At 29.7% G+C, this 17,837-nt stretch carries 17 protein-coding genes; 9 read left to right on the top strand and 8 right to left on the bottom strand.

What is annotated here, in order from left to right; genetic code table 11:
* Positions 1–99: 99 nt before the first annotated feature.
* Complete coding sequence (gene tyrS / locus JOP69_RS11310) at positions 100–1,392, top strand: tyrosine--tRNA ligase (RefSeq protein ID WP_203392699.1); 1,293 nt, start codon at positions 100–102, stop codon at positions 1,390–1,392.
* 215 nt (positions 1,393–1,607) lie between these two features.
* Here tyrS and JOP69_RS11315 read toward each other — a convergent pair whose 3' ends face one another.
* From JOP69_RS11315 to JOP69_RS11325, 3 genes are all read right to left on the bottom strand, one after another.
* Entirely contained in the window at positions 1,608–2,048 is a 441-nt protein-coding gene (locus JOP69_RS11315) for a YHS domain-containing (seleno)protein (RefSeq protein ID WP_203392700.1), read from the bottom strand.
* Position 2,049: 1 nt separating this feature from the next.
* Positions 2,050–2,505, bottom strand: a complete 456-nt coding sequence (locus tag JOP69_RS11320; protein ID WP_203392701.1) for a YHS domain-containing (seleno)protein — start codon at positions 2,503–2,505, stop codon at positions 2,050–2,052.
* 71 nt (positions 2,506–2,576) lie between these two features.
* Positions 2,577–3,356 carry an alpha/beta fold hydrolase gene (locus tag JOP69_RS11325; RefSeq protein WP_203392702.1) on the bottom strand — a complete coding sequence of 260 codons (780 nt, stop codon included), beginning with the start codon at positions 3,354–3,356 and terminating at the stop codon, positions 2,577–2,579.
* Between the two features lie 92 nt (positions 3,357–3,448).
* Between JOP69_RS11325 and JOP69_RS11330 the strand changes: the two genes are divergently transcribed.
* Both JOP69_RS11330 and brnQ read left to right on the top strand, forming a co-directional pair.
* Complete coding sequence (locus tag JOP69_RS11330) at positions 3,449–4,999, top strand: serine hydrolase (RefSeq protein WP_203392703.1); 1,551 nt, start codon at positions 3,449–3,451, stop codon at positions 4,997–4,999.
* Between the two features lies 1 nt (position 5,000).
* Positions 5,001–6,272: a branched-chain amino acid transport system II carrier protein gene (brnQ, locus tag JOP69_RS11335; RefSeq protein ID WP_203392704.1), complete on the top strand. Its 1,272-nt coding sequence runs from the start codon at positions 5,001–5,003 to the stop codon at positions 6,270–6,272.
* Positions 6,273–6,341: 69 nt separating this feature from the next.
* Here the strand turns inward: brnQ and JOP69_RS11340 are convergent, their stop codons facing one another.
* Positions 6,342–7,598, bottom strand: a complete 1,257-nt coding sequence (locus JOP69_RS11340; RefSeq protein WP_302850176.1) for a flippase — start codon at positions 7,596–7,598, stop codon at positions 6,342–6,344.
* Positions 7,599–7,669: 71 nt separating this feature from the next.
* On the opposite strand from JOP69_RS11340, the gene JOP69_RS11345 reads away from it, so the two are divergent.
* Positions 7,670–8,656: a YafY family protein gene (locus JOP69_RS11345; protein ID WP_203392706.1), complete on the top strand. Its 987-nt coding sequence runs from the start codon at positions 7,670–7,672 to the stop codon at positions 8,654–8,656.
* Positions 8,657–9,314: 658 nt separating this feature from the next.
* Here JOP69_RS11345 and JOP69_RS11350 read toward each other — a convergent pair.
* The 3 genes from JOP69_RS11350 to ribB all read right to left on the bottom strand — a co-directional run bounded on the left by JOP69_RS11350 (position 9,315) and on the right by ribB (position 12,761).
* A complete protein-coding gene (locus JOP69_RS11350; RefSeq protein ID WP_203392707.1) occupies positions 9,315–11,336 on the bottom strand; it encodes a hypothetical protein in 2,022 nt (673 codons plus the stop codon).
* A gap of 186 nt (positions 11,337–11,522) precedes the next feature.
* On the bottom strand, positions 11,523–12,098 hold the full coding sequence (locus JOP69_RS11355) for a Crp/Fnr family transcriptional regulator (protein WP_203392708.1): 576 nt from the start codon (positions 12,096–12,098) through the stop codon (positions 11,523–11,525).
* A complete protein-coding gene (ribB, locus tag JOP69_RS11360; RefSeq protein ID WP_203392709.1) occupies positions 12,099–12,761 on the bottom strand; it encodes a 3,4-dihydroxy-2-butanone-4-phosphate synthase in 663 nt (220 codons plus the stop codon).
* A 164-nt stretch (positions 12,762–12,925) separates the two neighbouring features.
* Here ribB and JOP69_RS11365 point away from each other — a divergent pair, with 164 nt between their 5' ends.
* From JOP69_RS11365 to JOP69_RS11380, 4 genes are all read left to right on the top strand, one after another.
* Entirely contained in the window at positions 12,926–13,765 is an 840-nt protein-coding gene (locus tag JOP69_RS11365) for a helix-turn-helix domain-containing protein (protein WP_203392710.1), read from the top strand.
* 474 nt (positions 13,766–14,239) lie between these two features.
* Complete coding sequence (trxA, locus tag JOP69_RS11370; protein WP_203392711.1) at positions 14,240–14,554, top strand: thioredoxin; 315 nt, start codon at positions 14,240–14,242, stop codon at positions 14,552–14,554.
* A gap of 279 nt (positions 14,555–14,833) precedes the next feature.
* Positions 14,834–15,382 (top strand): carboxymuconolactone decarboxylase family protein, encoded by a 549-nt coding sequence (locus JOP69_RS11375; RefSeq protein WP_203392712.1) that lies wholly within the window; start codon positions 14,834–14,836, stop codon positions 15,380–15,382.
* Between the two features lie 42 nt (positions 15,383–15,424).
* Positions 15,425–15,781 carry a cupredoxin domain-containing protein gene (locus JOP69_RS11380; RefSeq protein WP_165731561.1) on the top strand — a complete coding sequence of 119 codons (357 nt, stop codon included), beginning with the start codon at positions 15,425–15,427 and terminating at the stop codon, positions 15,779–15,781.
* 157 nt (positions 15,782–15,938) lie between these two features.
* On the opposite strand, the gene ppk2 is transcribed toward JOP69_RS11380, so the two are convergent.
* A complete protein-coding gene (ppk2, locus tag JOP69_RS11385) occupies positions 15,939–16,745 on the bottom strand; it encodes a polyphosphate kinase 2 (RefSeq protein ID WP_203392713.1) in 807 nt (268 codons plus the stop codon).
* 142 nt (positions 16,746–16,887) lie between these two features.
* Between ppk2 and JOP69_RS11390 the strand changes: the two genes are divergently transcribed.
* A complete protein-coding gene (locus JOP69_RS11390) occupies positions 16,888–17,673 on the top strand; it encodes an alpha/beta fold hydrolase (protein ID WP_203392714.1) in 786 nt (261 codons plus the stop codon).
* The last annotated feature ends 164 nt before the right edge of the window (positions 17,674–17,837 follow it).

The following is a 17,837-nucleotide window of genomic DNA, read 5'->3' on the forward strand; positions in this document are numbered from 1 at the left end:
TAGCTTATCGAAATTGATATTTTATTATATCAATACACAAAAACTTCGACAAGCTCAATTTGACATTCGTATTATGAATTGAATTAATTTAGACTTATAATGACAAATTTTGTTGAAGAATTACGCTGGCGTGGATTATTGCATGATATTATGCCAGATACAGAAGACTATTTATTAAAAAATAAAACAGCCGGTTATATTGGTTTTGACCCAACTGCAGACTCACTACATATTGGTAGTTTGGTGCAAATTTTCATTTTAAAACACTTTCAAAATGCAGGTCATAATCCTATTGCATTAATTGGTGGAGCAACTGGTATGGTTGGTGATCCTTCTGGAAAATCTGCTGAACGTAATTTGTTAGATGAAGCTACTTTGGCAAAAAATGTTGCTGGTGTTAGAGAAAATCTAGAACGTTTTTTAGACTTTGATGCTGCTGCAGAAAACAAAGCAGAATTGGTAAACAATTACGATTGGATGAAAGATATTTCATTAATCGATTTTGTAAGAGATACAGGGAAACACATTACTGTAAACTACATGATGGCTAAAGATTCTGTGAAGAAACGTTTGAGTTCTGAATCTTCTGTTGGTATGAGTTTTACCGAATTTACATATCAATTATTTCAAGGGTACGATTTTTATCACTTATACCAAGAAAAAAATTGTAGACTGCAAATGGGTGGTTCAGATCAGTGGGGAAATATTACCACAGGTACAGAATTAATTCGTAGAAAAGCACAAGGAAAAGCATACGCAATTACCGTTCCTTTAGTAACAAAAGCAGACGGAACCAAATTTGGTAAAACAGAAGGCGGAAATGTTTGGTTAAATACAGATAGAACTTCTCCATACAAATACTACCAATATTGGTTAAACTCTTCGGATGAAGATGCAGAGAACTTTATTAAAAAGTTTACATTTTTAGACAAAGAAACTGTAGAAAACTTAATTGCTGAGCATAAAGAAAATCCGCATTTACGTTTGTTACAGAAAAAATTAGGGGAAGAAGTTACTATTTTAACACATGGTAAAGAAGCTTATGAAAATGCTTTAAAAGCTTCTAATATTTTATTTGGTAAATCTACGGCTTCTGATTTAAAGTCTTTAGATGAACAAACATTTTTAGATGTTTTTGATGGCGTACCACAAGCAACAGTATCTACTACAGATATTGAGGAGGGTTTAGATATGATTGGTGCATTAGCAGCTAAAACAGACTTCTTAAAATCTAACGGAGACGCTAGAAGAGCATTAAAGGAAAATGCAATTTCTGTAAATAAAGAAAAAGTAAAAGAAGATTATTCTATTACGAAAGAAGATTTAATTGCAAATAAATATGTGTTATTACAACGTGGTAAAAAAACATATTATCTACTAGTTGTTGAATAAAACACGAATCTATTTAGATTCTATTTCCAAACATTACTAAATTTTAAAGTAATTTTGACGGAAAGTAAAAGCGCTAGCCAAAGAAATTTCTAAATCGCTAAAAATGCTCATTTCAAAATGACATAAGAGATAAATATAAAAAAGAGCTGAATAAATTCAGCTCTTTTTTTTGCTACAACATTCACAACATCCCCCGATATTGCTTTCAATCTTCATTATTCATTAATTGTTAACCAGTTTTTATCTGCTTTATCTCTTAGCATCTCTGCCCCTTCTTTTTGCCATAATTCTAAGGTATTTATCCCCCAAGAATTGTAAAATAAATATAATTTTCCATCTCTAACCTCAAAAGTTTCCGGATCTATAGAAACCTTTTCTCCTTTTACCCCAATGGCGTATGCACAATAACCTCCATAAGCAGGAATATATTTTTTAGGTGATTTATTGAAAATTTCTAAATTTTCTTTAGATACAAACTTAAATTGCACACCATCGTAATTTGTTACAAACTTTTTATTTCCTTTCTCTGCAATATTATCGAAATAAGAAACCACATCATAACCTTCTACTACGTAACCTTTTTTAGTATTATAATTATTTTTTTGTGCAAAGGCGGTGAATGAAATCAATAAAAAAAGAATTGAAATTTTTTTCATTTTAGTTTTTTTTGTTCTTTAATTTTGCCCAATTATTAGCTGCATCTTTTTGAAGTTTTGCTGTATCTTCTTCTAACCAACTTTCTAGTTTATTTGAAAACCATTTATTGTAAAATAAATATAATTTACCATCTCTAATTTCAAAAGTTTCTGGGTCTATCTCTTTTCTTTCATTTCTAGTAGCAATTGCATAAGCACAAAAACCACCACATTGTGGGATGTATTTTTTAGGATTTCCCGTAAACATCTTTAAATTGTTTTCTGAAGAAAATTGAAATTTAGCACCATCATAAGTCGTTATAAATTTCTTTTTACCTTCTACCGGTTTATGATCTACAAAGTAAGAGACCACATCATAGCCATCCGCCACAAAACCTTTTTTAGTGTTATAATCTATTTGTTGAGCAGATAAAAGAGTGGAAGCCCCTAAAAAAAGGAATAGTAGAAAATGTTTCATTCGATTGATTTTTAAAGATAGTCGAACAAATTCTTATAAAATTACAGTAAATGATAAAATAAAGGTTAAAATTAGCAGCTTTTTATAAATTTTTTTAAGGTAGAAATCAGTGCAATCTTATTTTCAATATGACTCATATGTCCGTCAGGAAAAACAATTAACTCAGAATTTGTTTTGTTAGCCTCTTTTTTAGAAGAATCTAAATCTAAAACAAGATCTTTCTCTCCAACAATAATCAACTTTCTAAAATTACTTTCTTTTAAAAATTGATTTAAGTTCTCACGATTTTTCATTCCTTCATTCGCAGCAACATAACCTTGCAAAGAGGTTTGTAAAGCTTCTTTTTTTACAGCTTCAATTTCTTTATTAAATTTTAATAAATTCTCTTGATTAAATAAATTTGAAATCGACATTTTCACCATAGATTCAAAATTATTTTGAACCATTTTATTTGCTCTAATTCTTATTTTTTTTCGTTCTTCAGAATCTTCATTAGAAGTTGAATTTAACAAGCACAATCCTTTTATTTTAGAAGGATTAATTTTGGCAAAAGCTAAAGAAATATAACCTCCTAGAGAATGGCCAACCAAAATATATTTTCTGATTTTTAAATGCTTTAAAACAGCTTCTACAGTTTCTGCAAATAACCCCATAGAATGGACATAGCCTAAACAATCAGACTTTCCATGACCTAATAGATCAATAGTAATTACTCGGTTTCTTTTAGTGAGTTCAGGAACAATTTTATCCCACATAGTGGAATTCTCTAAAAAACCATGAATAAGAACTACAGCAGTTCCTTTTCCTTGATCTGTATAAAAAATATTTGCGTTTTTATAGTCTAAAATCATCTTAACAAAGATAGTATTTGATTCGTTTTTACAATCGATAAACATCATAAAGTATTTACTATATTTGAACTGAATTTAACACCACAAATCCTATGTTTTTAAAAAAAGTAACTCTTCTTGTACTTTTCGTTATTTCATTAACATTAAACGCACAAATACCAGAAAAAAAACTAGATAATCTAATAGAAAAAACCTTAAAAACTTTTGATGTTCCGGGTATTTCTGTCGGAATTTTAAAAGATGGGAAAATAGTATATGCTAAAGGACACGGAGTTCGTTCTTTAACCACTAAAAAAGACATGAATGAAAATACTTTGGTTGGCATTGCTTCTAACAGTAAAGGGTTTACTTGTTTTGCTTTGGCAATGATGGTAGATGAAGGAAAACTAGATTGGGATGATAAAGTGCGTACATACATTCCGGAATTTGAAATGTACGATGCTTGGATTACCCAAAATTTTACAGTTAGAGATTTAGTAACGCACAGAAGTGGTTTAGATTTAGGGGCTGGAGATTTAATGTTTTTACCAGAAAATAATGATTTTACTACGGCAGATATCATCAAGAATATAAAATATTTAAAACCATCGAGTAAATTTAGAACCGATTTTAAATACAACAACAATATGTTTATTATTGCTGGTGAAGTTTTAAAACGAATAAGCGGACTTACCTGGGAAGAGTTTATTGAAACTAAAATTATGAAACCTGTTGGTATGACAAATAGTAAAGCGTCTTACAATAGAGTTACAAACAGAACAAATATTATTGATGCACATACGCGAGCAGATGGTAAAGTAATTCAGATTCCGCACGATTGGAGCGAAACAGCAAATCCTGCTGGAGGAATTGTAAGTAACGTAAACGACATGCTTACGTGGGCAAAATTTTTAATGAATGACGGTGTAACCGAAAACGGAAAACGTTTGTTAAGTGAAACTCAATTTCACGAACTTTGGCAATTACAAACTCCTTTAAAAGTTAGAAAAAATGATTCTTATAATTCTAATTTTAGAGGTTACGGTTTAGGTTGGTTTTTAACCGATGTAAAAGGCGGATACAAACAAGTATATCATACAGGTGGTTTAATTGGTACCGTTACTCAGTTTACCATGATTCCAGATTTAGATTTGGCAATTGTTGTGTTAACCAACCAAATGAACGGAAGTGCTTTTAATACCGTTACAAATACCATTAAAGATTCTTATTTAGGTTATAAAGACAGAAACTGGTTAGAAAAATTAGGAACCAATAATATCAAATATTTAAAATACAACGATAGTATAAAAGCAAGTGTTTATAGTAAAGTAGAATTAGCTAAAGCTGATAAAAGCCTACCGAAACCAAATCAAATTGTAGGTACTTATAACGATGCTTGGTTTGGAAATATCATCATCTCTAATGATGGAAACTCTTACAGTATAAAATGTGAGCGTTCGGCTACTTTATTTGGTGAATTATTACCTTACAACCAAACAACCTACGTTGCTAAATGGAACAATAGAAGTTATGATGCCGATGTTTTTGTACTATTTTCTTTTGATGAAAAAGGAAACACCACCGGAGCAACCATGAAATTTATTGCACCAATTACAGATTTTAGTTTCGACTTTAATCATTTAAACTTGAAAAAAGTAAACTAAATTGAATAAAACAAAAGAAATTTGGGTTGCCGGTTTTGCATTATTTTCACTCTTTTTTGGAGCAGGAAATTTAATTTTACCAACATCTTTAGGAGTAAAAGCAGGTCCAGATTGGTGGATTGTAGTTTTAGGATTTGTATTAACAGCAATTGTTATTCCCGTTTTAGCCATTTTTGCACACGCTAGATTACAAGGAACTTTGTATGATTTCGGCAAAAAAGTTTCACCACTTTTTAGTACTATTTATTGTATTTTAATTTACATAATTGCCATTGCTATACCGTCTCCAAGAACTGCTGCCGTAACGCATGAAATAGCAATTCAACCATTTTTTAATTCGTCTGCACTAGTAACAAGTATTATTTATTTTGTTTTGGTATTTCTATTTGCAGTAAATCGTTCTAAAATAATTAGCTTAATAGGTGAGTTTTTAACACCAATAATTGTCACTATTCTATTAGCAACTATAGGAATTGCTTTTTTTACTTCTCCTGGAAGCATAACTCCTTCAGGATTTAAACATCCTTTTGTAGACGGGTTATTAGAAGGGTATCAAACATTCGATGCCATTGCAGGTGTAATTCTTGGAGCCGTAATTATTATCTCTTTAAATTTACGTGGCCACACAACTTTTGATGCAAAAAAAGAATTAATTACCAAGGCAGGAATAATTGCAGGAGCTGGTTTATTATTAATCTATGGAGGTTTAATTTTAAGCGGATCTTTATTCTCTTCAACATTTGCAGAAAATGCGACAAGAATTGAAATTCTATCTGGTTTAAGTTCACAAACTTTAGGTCATTTAGGAGCCACCTTTTTAAGTGTTTTAGTTGCTTTAGCGTGTTTTACAACGGCCATTGGTATAATAACTGGAACAGCAGATTATGTAAGAGGAATCTGTAATAATTCTAATATAGCTTATACAATTACCGCCTTAGTTTGTGCGCTTATAGGAATCGTTGTTGGTAGTAATGATGTTGGTTTTATTATTGATGTTGCTGTGCCTGCATTAATGTTTGTCTACCCAATAACAATTGTATTGATTTTACTAAATGTGGTACCAGAAAAATACGCTTCTAAATTGGTTTTTAGAGGTGTTGTAATTGTGACTTTTATCTTTAGTATTCCAGATTTTTTAGGCTTTATCATTCCAAGAGAAAACTTAACCGGCATTAAAAGTTTTATTCCGCTTGCAGAACATAGTTTGGGTTGGGTGTTGCCTGCTTTGTTGGTTTTTGTTTTGTTAAATTTAATTCCAAATAAAACAAATTAATACTTGTTGGAAACTGCTTTGATTTATTAGAAAACTAAATAGATTCCTTAATTTTAAGAAATTATAACCTTATTTAAGAAAAATAAATTTTAAATGATTTCTATTTTTACCATCAAAAATTATAAACCCTAAATTGGTGATAAAATGGCTAAAAAGCATCGAAATTGCGGCTCCCATTATTTTGTAAGTAGGAATTAAAAGAAGGCCTAAAATTAAGTTTACAAAACAACCTATCATAAATCGATATACATTTTTTTTAAGTTGATTACTATTGATGAGGTGTTTTTCAAAAACCATTCCCAGAAAAATGAATATTGGCGACCAACTAAATATTTTTAGCGGCGTAGCGATAGAAGCATAACTTTCATTAAAAAAAGTGGTTAAAATAGAGGTTCCAAAAAAGGAGTAAAATAATCCTATTAGAACTCCTAATAATAGCATGTATTTATACAAAGCACTTATTTTTTTCTGATATATATTGATATCCGTTTTATAAGATTCTGCCAAAGATGGATATAATGCGTTAATTATTGAAAAACCAATACTCCAGGTAAGAGCAATAACTAAAAAATCAATGGTAGCGAAAAGACCTATTGCAGCATCTCCAAAATAGTATTTTAAAATAAAATCATCAATAGAAATGTAGAGAGATACTAATAAATTTGAAAGTATTAAAGGATAAGAGTTTTTTAGTAAATATTTTGCCATCAATACAGAAAAATATTTATTTTTAAGTTTGATAGCCGTTTTAGTAATAAAAATAAAGCCGTAAATAATTCCTTGCAATAAAAAATCAATAATTAAAAGTGATGCAAAATATTGAATTCCAAGTTGATGTTCAACGCCATAATATTGCAACAAAACAATACAAAATAAGCTTGAAATTTTACTTATAAAAATATAATTCGTTTTTTTAATAGCATAAAAATAATATTCGAAAACGTCTGTAATCCTTATAAAATAACTAAAACCAATTAAAAAGTAAAGCCAAAATAGTTCGTTACTATTATAAAAGTAATTGTAAATTAAAAGTCCTAAAAAAAATAAAATCCAGCTAAAAAGACGCAAGTAGAAAGCAGTTACTAAAATTTCTTTTGTTTTTTTCGGATTAAAAATGATCTCTCGAATACAAATTGCAGATAATCCTAAAAATAATACAGGTGCAAAAAAGGCAATAAATGTTTCAGCAAACTTAAGTTTCCCAATATTTAAAACACCAAGTGCATTAAAAATTTTAGGAATAATAAAGATACCAACAAGTAACTGAATCAATTTTTCGGTAATAAACCACTTTGTATTAAGAAAATCTTGTTTACTAAAAAGCACAGGTATCTATTATAGAATTGAATGTATAAAGATTAAACTTTTTTTGTAATCTTGTAGCCTAAATTATTAAAATGTCTCCAGAGTTTCTAAGGCGCTACTATATCTTAAAAATTATTACAAATCCAAAAGCTTTTGGTGTGGATAATGATTTTTATGTAACGCATAAAGAACTTCAACAAAAACTACAGGACAAACAATCAGAATTTATTGAAAATGAATTTTTAAGTAAATTAAATTCCAACAGTCCAAAAACGGTTCATAGAGATTTGGATTTTATTAAAAAGGAGTTTGGCGTTTATATTTCATTAAAAAGAGGCTATGGATATTTTGTTAAAAGTGGTAATGTATCCGAAGAAATTACAGATATTTTTAATAGATGCGAACACTTATTAATAAGTAAAAAAGCATCAGAAAATCATTCTTGTGTAGCTACAGAAAAATCTTCATTAAATAGTAAGTTAGATTTGTTAGGGCTAATTAATGCCATAGAAAACAAGTATGTAATTCATATAAGTTACAAAGGCTGGTATGATGATAATCATTTTGAAGAAATTAGTAAAAAAGCCTTCCAACCTTTACATTTAAAAGAAAAAGATAAAGCCTGGTATTTGCTTGCATATTGCCCTGTAAATGCTAAAATTACGTCATTTTGTTTAGATGAACGTTTACAGGAAATTAGAATCTTTAAAAGAAAAATATTAGAAGCAATTCCTTTTGATCATAATGCTTATTTTAAAGATGCAATTGGTATTTTAAATAATGAAACAAAAGCAGAGAAAATTATACTACAAGTTACCAATCACCATTTAAAATACCTGATAAGCAAACCAATACACGCTAGTCAGCGTCTTATTGTTGAGCCTGTAAAATGGAATTCAGAGGCGTTAGATTACGCTGATCCTGATATTTGGGGAACGATTGAACTTGAACTCAAACCAAATTACGAGTTTATAATGGAGATGCTAAAGTTTAACCAATGGATTAAAATTATTTCACCAAAATCTGTGGTAGATAATTTTAAAGAACACCTTCAATCTATTGTAAATTACTACAATTAATTTTTCATAAACTCTTTTCAATTTTCCTTGAAATAGACTTTGTTTGTCTTTTTGACAATTCTATTTTTGAAAATTATAATCTACATATGCTAGCGTTGAAATTTAAACATTCTACGAATGTGAAAAGCGAATATATTGCTGATGATTTGTCTGTTATAATTAGTACCATATTTTCTAATCCAATGGATGAAAAGGAAAAGTACATGTTGCTTTTATGAGAGATTAAGGTGTAGATCCAAAAACCGAAAGGTATTTAAATACTGGGTTTTTGGAGTGTAGAATTGTTTAAAAAAAATTATTGGTAATATGGCTATAAAAAATTCTAAATAACAGTAATTATAAAATTTATATTAGGGAGATAAATTTTATAAAAATAAAGAATACGCAAAAGTATCGCGTATTCTTTATTTAAAATTAATCTTTTTACATAGTATATTATTGTTATAATAGTTAAATCTTTTGAAAAGGGAAATTAAAAATTGCTATGAATTGTAAAAGGGGTAAATGATGTATTCATTTACCCCTTTTTATTTTAAGAGAGTTTTTTATATAAATTTACTCACATTAATTGTTATCTACTTTTTAATTTTATGTAAATATTGTTTAATTATAAAAAGCATGTACAATTAACCTTATTCTTTGTAACAAAGTATCTTTTTTATTCAATTACTTCAATAAATATATCTTTTTTTACTGCACTAAAATCAAGATCTCCAACCAATCCTTTAGAAATTGAGATCAACTGTCCTAAATGATTTTGAAAAATAAAATGTGGATACCCTTTTGATTCATACTCTTGTTTAACAAACGAAGGATAACTCAATGTTCTAACTTTCTTTTCATGAAAATAGTTTCCAAAAGAATTTGGATTATTATTTGTACCTAAAATTAACGAACCATCATTGCTGATATTCGTAGGAAAGAAATCTTGGTTTAAAGTTGATATTAGATTATAATTGTTTGTATCATATACAGTGTTATTTCCTGTATTTATAAGATAACTCTTAGCCTTAGAAAATGGGTAGTTATTTTTCCATAGAGGTGTTATATTTAAGTCAACTAAAGTAGAATTACTTGATAATTCTCCATCAGAATTAATTTCGACAATAAGATTTTGAGATTTTGTTCTATTTGCTGCTAATATTCTGTTCTCACCTAAATCAATTATATTAATTTCACTAGAACTAAAATCGTTGTTGTATAGATTATTAGTACTAATTAATTTTAAGTTATTACCTGTCCTTGCAAAGGAATATAATTTTTCTCTATCAGTAGCTAACCAATAACCATCTTCATTAACAATAAGATGATCTGGACTAAAAAAAACGTCTACTTCTAGATTTAAATTGTATTTAAAATTTAAATTGACGTCATAAACAGCAATGGTGCCACCTATATTAACAATTACTTCAGTCCCAAAAGATGATTTAAATACTTTAATAAAAATAATTGAAGAACTATTAAGTTCAATAGAATTTTCAACTGTATTTGTAGCATAATTATATCTGTATAAATCAGAATTATCAGAATAGTACAATATTGTTTCGTCGGGAGAAAAGGCCAAAAATTTTATTGAATTTACAGGTAATATCTCTTCTCTTGTAAAATTTGTAGTTTGTTGATTATTACCTTCAATTACATAGTCATTTCTAGAGCCAAAAATATTATAAACAGAAATAACAAAAACAGGATTATTAAAATAAGGAAGTTCTGTAGAATAATTTGTGGTTTTAATATCGTCAATAGAAGCTAATTCTTCTTCTTGGTATCCACCTCCAGAACCTGAGGAGTAGTTACGAACAGTTATTTTGTAGTGAGAAAAGTAGTAACCTTCATATTGATCCCAATTAAGATTAACGGTAGCGCTATTTAACTTTTGAACAGAAAGATTAACAGAAGGTACTTTAATATAATCTGTTTGTGCTACAGCAGAAATACTTTCTAGAAGACCTTTATCTGTATGTATTTTAAATAGATAACAAACTTCATTTATAGCCGGGGGATTTTCGTCTACAAAAGTGGCAACATTAACATCTGTAATGGTTGTAATTAGCTCAAGGTTATTAGTATTACAACCTTCAGATAATCTATAAATCTCATACTTTTCAAATTCATTATAACCTTTATACTCATCCCATTGTAGTAATATTTTATCTTGGTTGCTTACTGTGCTATCCCAAAAAAAATTACCAGAATAAAACTCTGTTGGGGGTTCGTAACGATTGCATATTGTTTGATAAACTTCTAATTCTCCGTCAGAATCAACATCTAATTGAAGTTTAAAAACCAAACGATTAGATGTTAATTCAGTTATAACCCATTGATCTGTTTCTAAACCAGTATTAAATGTTATAATTCCATTAGATAAAGACCAGTTTAATTCACTTATTTGTGGTGTACATTCACTATTTACAAAAACATATTCTTTAAATCTCTCTGCTGACTGAAAATTAAAAAAGTCCCTTCCACAATTTTTAACTGATGCTGGAACATCAATTATTTTTTTTTCATATTTAATTTGATAAATAGACCATTTTCCTTCTAACTGTGCATCTGTTGCAGATGTTTGTGCACCATCAAAAAAAGTATCATTTAAAGAAAGTTCATCATCAACATTACTACAACTAAAAAAGAGAATTGTAAAAAAAAGGAGTCCATATAAAATAGATAGTTTCTTCATAGCTTTAAGAGTGTGTATTATTGTTTTAATGACTTAAATTAACAATTTTGAAAGGTAATTTAAAAAAATTTAGAAGCAAATGAGATTATACGTAAAGTTTCTAATACTTTTAACGACCAACCAACCACAAAACAAAATATGGCAGTTCAAGACATCGTAAATTCATGTTTTGATCACATTTTATAATTAAATTTTAGATTTTATCCTACTCAACGTTTCTTGAGAAATATTAATATAAGAAGCTACAATTTTGTTTGGTAAACGTTTTACAATGTTAGGATTTATCTTGAATAATTGCTTGTATCTTTCTGATGCATCTAGTGTCGTAAATGAGATTAATCTCTTAGAATTATTTACATATGCCTTTTCTAAATAGATACTATAAAAATCTTTCCATTTAGGAACAATGGTCATAAGATGTCTAAAATCATCATGAGTTATGTATAGAAGTTCACTATTTTCAATAACTTGAATCGTTTCTTGCGCAGGTTCATTAGTAATGAAACTAACCAATTCTGTAGCAAACTGATTTTCAAAAGCAATATAACGCGTAACGTCTTTTCCTTCCTCATTTATGTAAAATAGCCTTAAGCAACCTTTTTTTACAAAGTAACTAACCTGACTATTTTTCCCATTAGAAAGTAAAATTTCGTTTTTCTTTTTTTTAATTGCTTTAAAATAAGACAACACAATTTTCAAATCTTCATCATCAATATGTATGTTCTTTTTTATAAAATTCGTGAGCTCTATATTGTCTGTCATCTATTTGTAGTCTCTTACAAATTTACGATAATGAATAATATCTTGTATAGATAGTACTATCAAATTATGTTCATTTGCAAACTCTAAAATGGTGTCAATTTTCGCCATTGTTCCATCATCGTTCATTAATTCACACAGTACAGCTTCTGGTTTTAAACCCGCTAATTTCATTAAATCTACGCTTCCTTCCGTATGACCTTTTCTTTCTAAAACACCATTGTCTTTGGCTCTTAAAGGAAAAATATGTCCGGGTTTTGCTAAATCATTGCTTGTAGCATTTTCTTTACTCGCAGCTTTTATTGTTGTTAACCTATCTTTAGCAGAAACTCCTGTAGTAACGCCTTCCTTGGCTTCAATTGAAACTGTAAAAGGAGTTTGGTAGCTACTTGTATTTTCTTTTACCATATAAGGCAGCTCTAATGCATCTGCTTTTTCATTAGGTAAACAAAGACAAACAATACCACTACATTTACGAATCATAAGTGCCATTTGATTATTGGTCATATGATGTGCAGAGAATACCAAATCTCCTTCATTTTCCCTATCCTCATCATCCATTAAGATAATTCCATTTCCATTTTGAAGATGTATAAGCGCTTTTTCTAATCGCTCTTTACTATCATTTCCAAACATTCTTAATGTATCTAATTCTGTAAGTACCATTTTAAATTATATTTAATTTAGGAAAGCAAAATTAATATTGTCTCAAGTAAAATTATTTGATGTAGGTCAATAAATTTATTTATTTTTAAATTGAAGAAATTTTACATTTAGAAATAAAACGTAAAGTTTATAGCTATTTTTACGACCAACAGACAAAACAAAATATGGCAGTCCAAGACATTGTAAAGTATTCCTTTAAAGAAACCTTTTCTGTAAGTACCGTTCAGTTTGAAAAAGCGTGCACCATAGATCATTCTGTGCAACAGAACGCCTACTCTATTTATTGGATTCAAGAAGGAAAAGGAACCTATAATATCGATTTTGAACAATATACTTTTGAAGACAATGTGCTATTTTTCTTGTCTCCAGGGCAAGTTTTTACGGTAGATTCCGAGCAAATAAAAACCGCCTACAAACTTACTTTTGTGCGTGATTTTTACTGCATACAAACCCACGATCAAGAAGTGGCGTGTAACGGAATTCTGTTCAACAATATTTATGAAACTCCGTTTGTAAAACCTTGTGAAAAGGACACGGCAAAACTCAACTTTATTTTAGAAAGTTTAATTGAGGAATTTCAACAAAACGAAACCGCACAATATGATATGTTACAATCGTATTTAAAGCAATTTATTATTTCTTCGGTTCGTGTAAAAAAGGAGAATCATGTAATTAAAGAAGACACCGAAACACGTCTTTTTAAAGATTTTAGTTTGTTGGTAGAACAAAATTTTAGAACCATGCACTCCGTAACCGATTACGCTAACAGATTAGGACTTTCGCCAAAATCGATTAGCAAACACTTTCAAAAGTTAGGCGCAAAAACGCCATCCGACTTTATTAAGAACCGTATTTTATTAGAAGCGAAGCGTCAACTCATCTATACAGACAAAACTGTAAAAGAAATCGCTTTCGAACTCGGTTTTAACGATCCTGCGTATTTTACACGTTTCTTTACCAAAGCAATTTCTAAATCTCCTCTTCAGTTTAAAAAGGAGTATTAGCTGTTTATATTTTACCTCAGCTTCAATAAAAAACTTCTTCTAAAACACGTAGTAAAAAGATTTATTTTTTTCCATTCAGTTTTGTCATTTCGAACTTTTGAGAGAAATCTCATAACGTTTGCTTGGTGTTGTATTATCACTGTTATGAGATTTCTCCTATTGTCATAATGACAAGTCTGTGGTTTATTGTTATGGCTTAACTCAATATTTTTTTAATTTTCTTGGGCGTGCCCTTATCAGGTCAGGCTTTCGCAACTCGCTTTTTAAAGTTTTATCAAACTTTAAAAGAGCTCAAACAACTTGCTCTATCCTTCACGCGTGAATTTTTGCCAACTATTTTCCGTAGTCCAAACAGTAGGAACTTTTGTCCATTTTTAAACCTTCATCTCGGTTGCATCTTTGCAGTGTGTAACAATAACCACACAACAACAAGTAATTTATCCTGCGTTAGCAGCAACTAAAAAATAAGAAAAAATGGAAATTCAATTAGAACAAATAGACGTAAAAAATATTATAGAAAACAATAGCAATGTATTGTTCGATTTTTATGCAGAATGGTGTGGACCTTGTCAAACGTTATTACCAACCATCAACAAATTAGCAGACGAATTAAAAGACGATGTAATTATCAAAAAAATAAATGTAGATGACTACCCTGAATTAGCAGCAAAGTATAGCGTAAGAAATATACCAACTCTAATTTTCTTTAAAAACGGAGAACCTGCAGACAGACATACGGGTTTAATTACAGAAAGAAATTTAAGAAGTAAAATAGACAGACTAAAATAAGCACTGCAATCATCAAAAAAAAAGCAACTTTTTAACGAGTCCAAATCAAAGGAACTTTTGTCCAATTTTTGAAGTCACTATCGGTTGCATCTTTGCAGAGTCAAACAGTAACAATTAAAAAATCAAAAATTATGAAAACAATAGAAAACACACAATGCCCAAACTGTTGGGGTTACCAAACCTACGACGAGCAAAACCCAGAACAACAACTTTGCGAATGCAAAGCATAATATAAAAGAAGAATTAAAAATTAATAATAAAACAATTTAAAATAGAATTATGAGCACATTTAACGTACCAACAAAAAACGAAGTATCAGAAAATAACCAAGCAATTTTTAACCAATTAGAAAAAGGATTAGGTTTTGTACCCAACTTATACGCAGCCTTTGCACACAGTGAAACTGCATTGGGTAACTTTTTAGCAATAGGACAAGGAAAAACAAGTTTTTCTGCTAAAGAAAAAGAAGTAATCAACTTAGCGGTAAGTCAAGTAAACGAATGTGTTTATTGTTTATCTGCACACACTGCAATTGGTAAAATGAATGGTTTTACAGAAGATCAAATTTTAGAATTAAGAACAGGAAATGCTTCTTTTGACGCAAAATTAGACGCCTTAGCAAAGTTTGCAAGAAGTGTAGCACTTAACAGAGGAGCTGCAACACCAGAAACTGTAGAAAACTTATATGCAGCCGGATATACAAAAGGAAACTTGGCAGATGCAATTATCTTAATAGGAGAAATTACAATTACCAACTACTTTCATAAAACAACAGATGTGGCTGTAGATTTTCCTGTAGCGCAGACCTTAGAAGTAGCAACAATTTAATACATAATCAATTTTAATAATAATTAGTAATACACAACAATCATGAAAAAAGTAATCGCAATTTTAGTAATCGTTTTAGGTTTCGCATTCAATACAAATGCACAAGAAGTAAAAACAGTTTCATTAGAACAAACCAAGGGTGAGTTTACTCAGAAACAACTTACATTATCTGAAGGAACTTATGTTTTTGAGGTAGCAAACAACAATGTAGGTCATAATGTAGGTTTTGTTTTAGCTCCAAAAGCAGATGTAAAAGCGCACATTAAAAACGCGTATGTTACTGCACAAGTAAAAAACAACACCAAAGAAAGCTCTAAAGAAGTAACTCTTAAGAAAGGTGAATATGTGTATTTCTGTCCTTTAAACCCAACACCACAATATACTTTAATAGTAGAATAGTTCCCTTAATTCAAGTAGTGATTGGCGAGCAGAAATGCTCGCCTTTTTTATTAAATAAACAACCTCGTACCAATGGGTACGAGGTTATTTACGTAACAAATATTTCTTATTTCAAGGAAATCATCAGTGATTTAAAACCTTGGTTATCGCCTTGCTACTAAAACTTTTCTGGTACAAATGTCTGGTAATTCATTGGTGGTCTTACATACGCTTTACCGTCTGGTAATGGCGGAAGCTCAATTGGTTTAATATCCATTTGTTCATAAGGAATCTTACTTAACATATGGCTAATACAATTTAACCTAGCTTTCTTTTTATTTTCTGAATTCACTACAAACCAAGGCACTTGTTTGGTGTCTGTATGTGCAAACATTTGATCTTTTGCTTTTGAATACTCTAACCAACGTGAACGAGATTGTAAATCCATCGGACTAAATTTCCATCTTTTTAAAGGATTAGAAATACGGTTTTTAAAACGTCTTTCTTGTTCTTCATCACTAACAGAAAACCAATATTTTAAAACAATAATGCCAGATCTTACCAACATGCGTTCAAATTCTGGGCAAGAACGTAAAAACTCATCATATTCATCATCTGTACAAAAACCCATTACTTTTTCTACACCTGCTCTGTTGTACCAGCTTCTATCAAACAACACGATTTCTCCTGCGGCAGGTAAATATTGCACATAACGTTGAAAATACCATTGCGACTTTTCTTTTTCGGTAGGAACACCCAATGCAACTACTTTACAAATTCTAGGGTTTAAAGGCTCTGTAAAACGTTTTATAGTTCCTCCTTTTCCAGAAGCATCTCTTCCTTCAAAAAGGATCACTACTTTTAAACCTTGGTTTTTAACCCATTCTTGCATGTGCACCAATTCTGTGTGCAATATTTTTAATTCATCGTCGTAATTAAATTTCTTCTTATTACTATTTGTTGGTGTTGGTGTAGCTTTTTCCATTTATGCAATCTACGAAAATTCAAAAAAAAATAAAACAGTTTTTTATAAATAATAAAAACCCTAATAAATAATTTAAAGTTTCATCAAAATTAAATGTCTTATTTTAGCATTTCGATTGTTCATATAATTTAAAAATAAACCTTTGTTAAACTACTACTTATATTCGCATACCACCGCTACAGAGTGGGTTACTTTTGTTCATGGAGCAGGAGGTAGTAGTTCTATTTGGTTTAAACAAGTACGAGATTTTAAAAAGCATTTTAATGTTTTAATTTTAGATTTACGTGGTCATGGAGATAGCAAACCAACACTAAAAGACACTTTTAAAGCAAAATATACTTTTGATTCTATTACGGCAGATATTGTTGAAGTAATAGATCATTTAAAAATTAAAAAATCTCATTTTATTGGTATTTCTTTAGGGACTATTTTAATTAGAAATCTTGCCGAAAAAAGACCAGAGTTGGTAAAAAGCATGATTATGGGAGGTGCCATTATAAAAATGAATTTCCGCTCTCAGGTTTTAATGAAAGTTGGTAATATCTTTAAATCTGTGGTGCCTTATATGATGTTGTACAAACTCTTTGCGTTTATTATTATGCCAAAGAAAAATCATAAAAAATCTAGATTACTGTTTGTAAACGAAGCGAAGAAATTATATCAAAAAGAATTTTTACGTTGGTTTAAATTAACTTCAGAAATCAATCCTTTACTCCGTTTTTTTAGAACAAAAGATATTCAGATTCCTACTTTATACGTAATGGGAGCCGAAGATCATCTGTTTTTACCTTCTATAAAAAACATTGTTTCAATACATGTTACGGCATCACTTTTTGTAATTGAAAATTGTGGGCATGTTGTTAATGTAGAACAGCCAGAAATGTTTAACAATCATACTATTCGTTTTATCACATCTTTAAGAGCATAATTACATATTTATTATCTTTTGATTTACAGTTTTGGTTTTAACTTAACCTGTGTAAAACTGGTTAACCAATTGACGTGATTTTGCGTGTTTTATTCATTTTTTCTTTTTAACAAAAGAGATATTCAAAAATTAGAATAACCCAAATCTCTTTACCACAAAGGTTT

It is taken from the genome of Polaribacter sp. Q13 (genome assembly GCF_016858305.2).
In the GTDB taxonomy this organism is placed as follows: domain Bacteria; phylum Bacteroidota; class Bacteroidia; order Flavobacteriales; family Flavobacteriaceae; genus Polaribacter.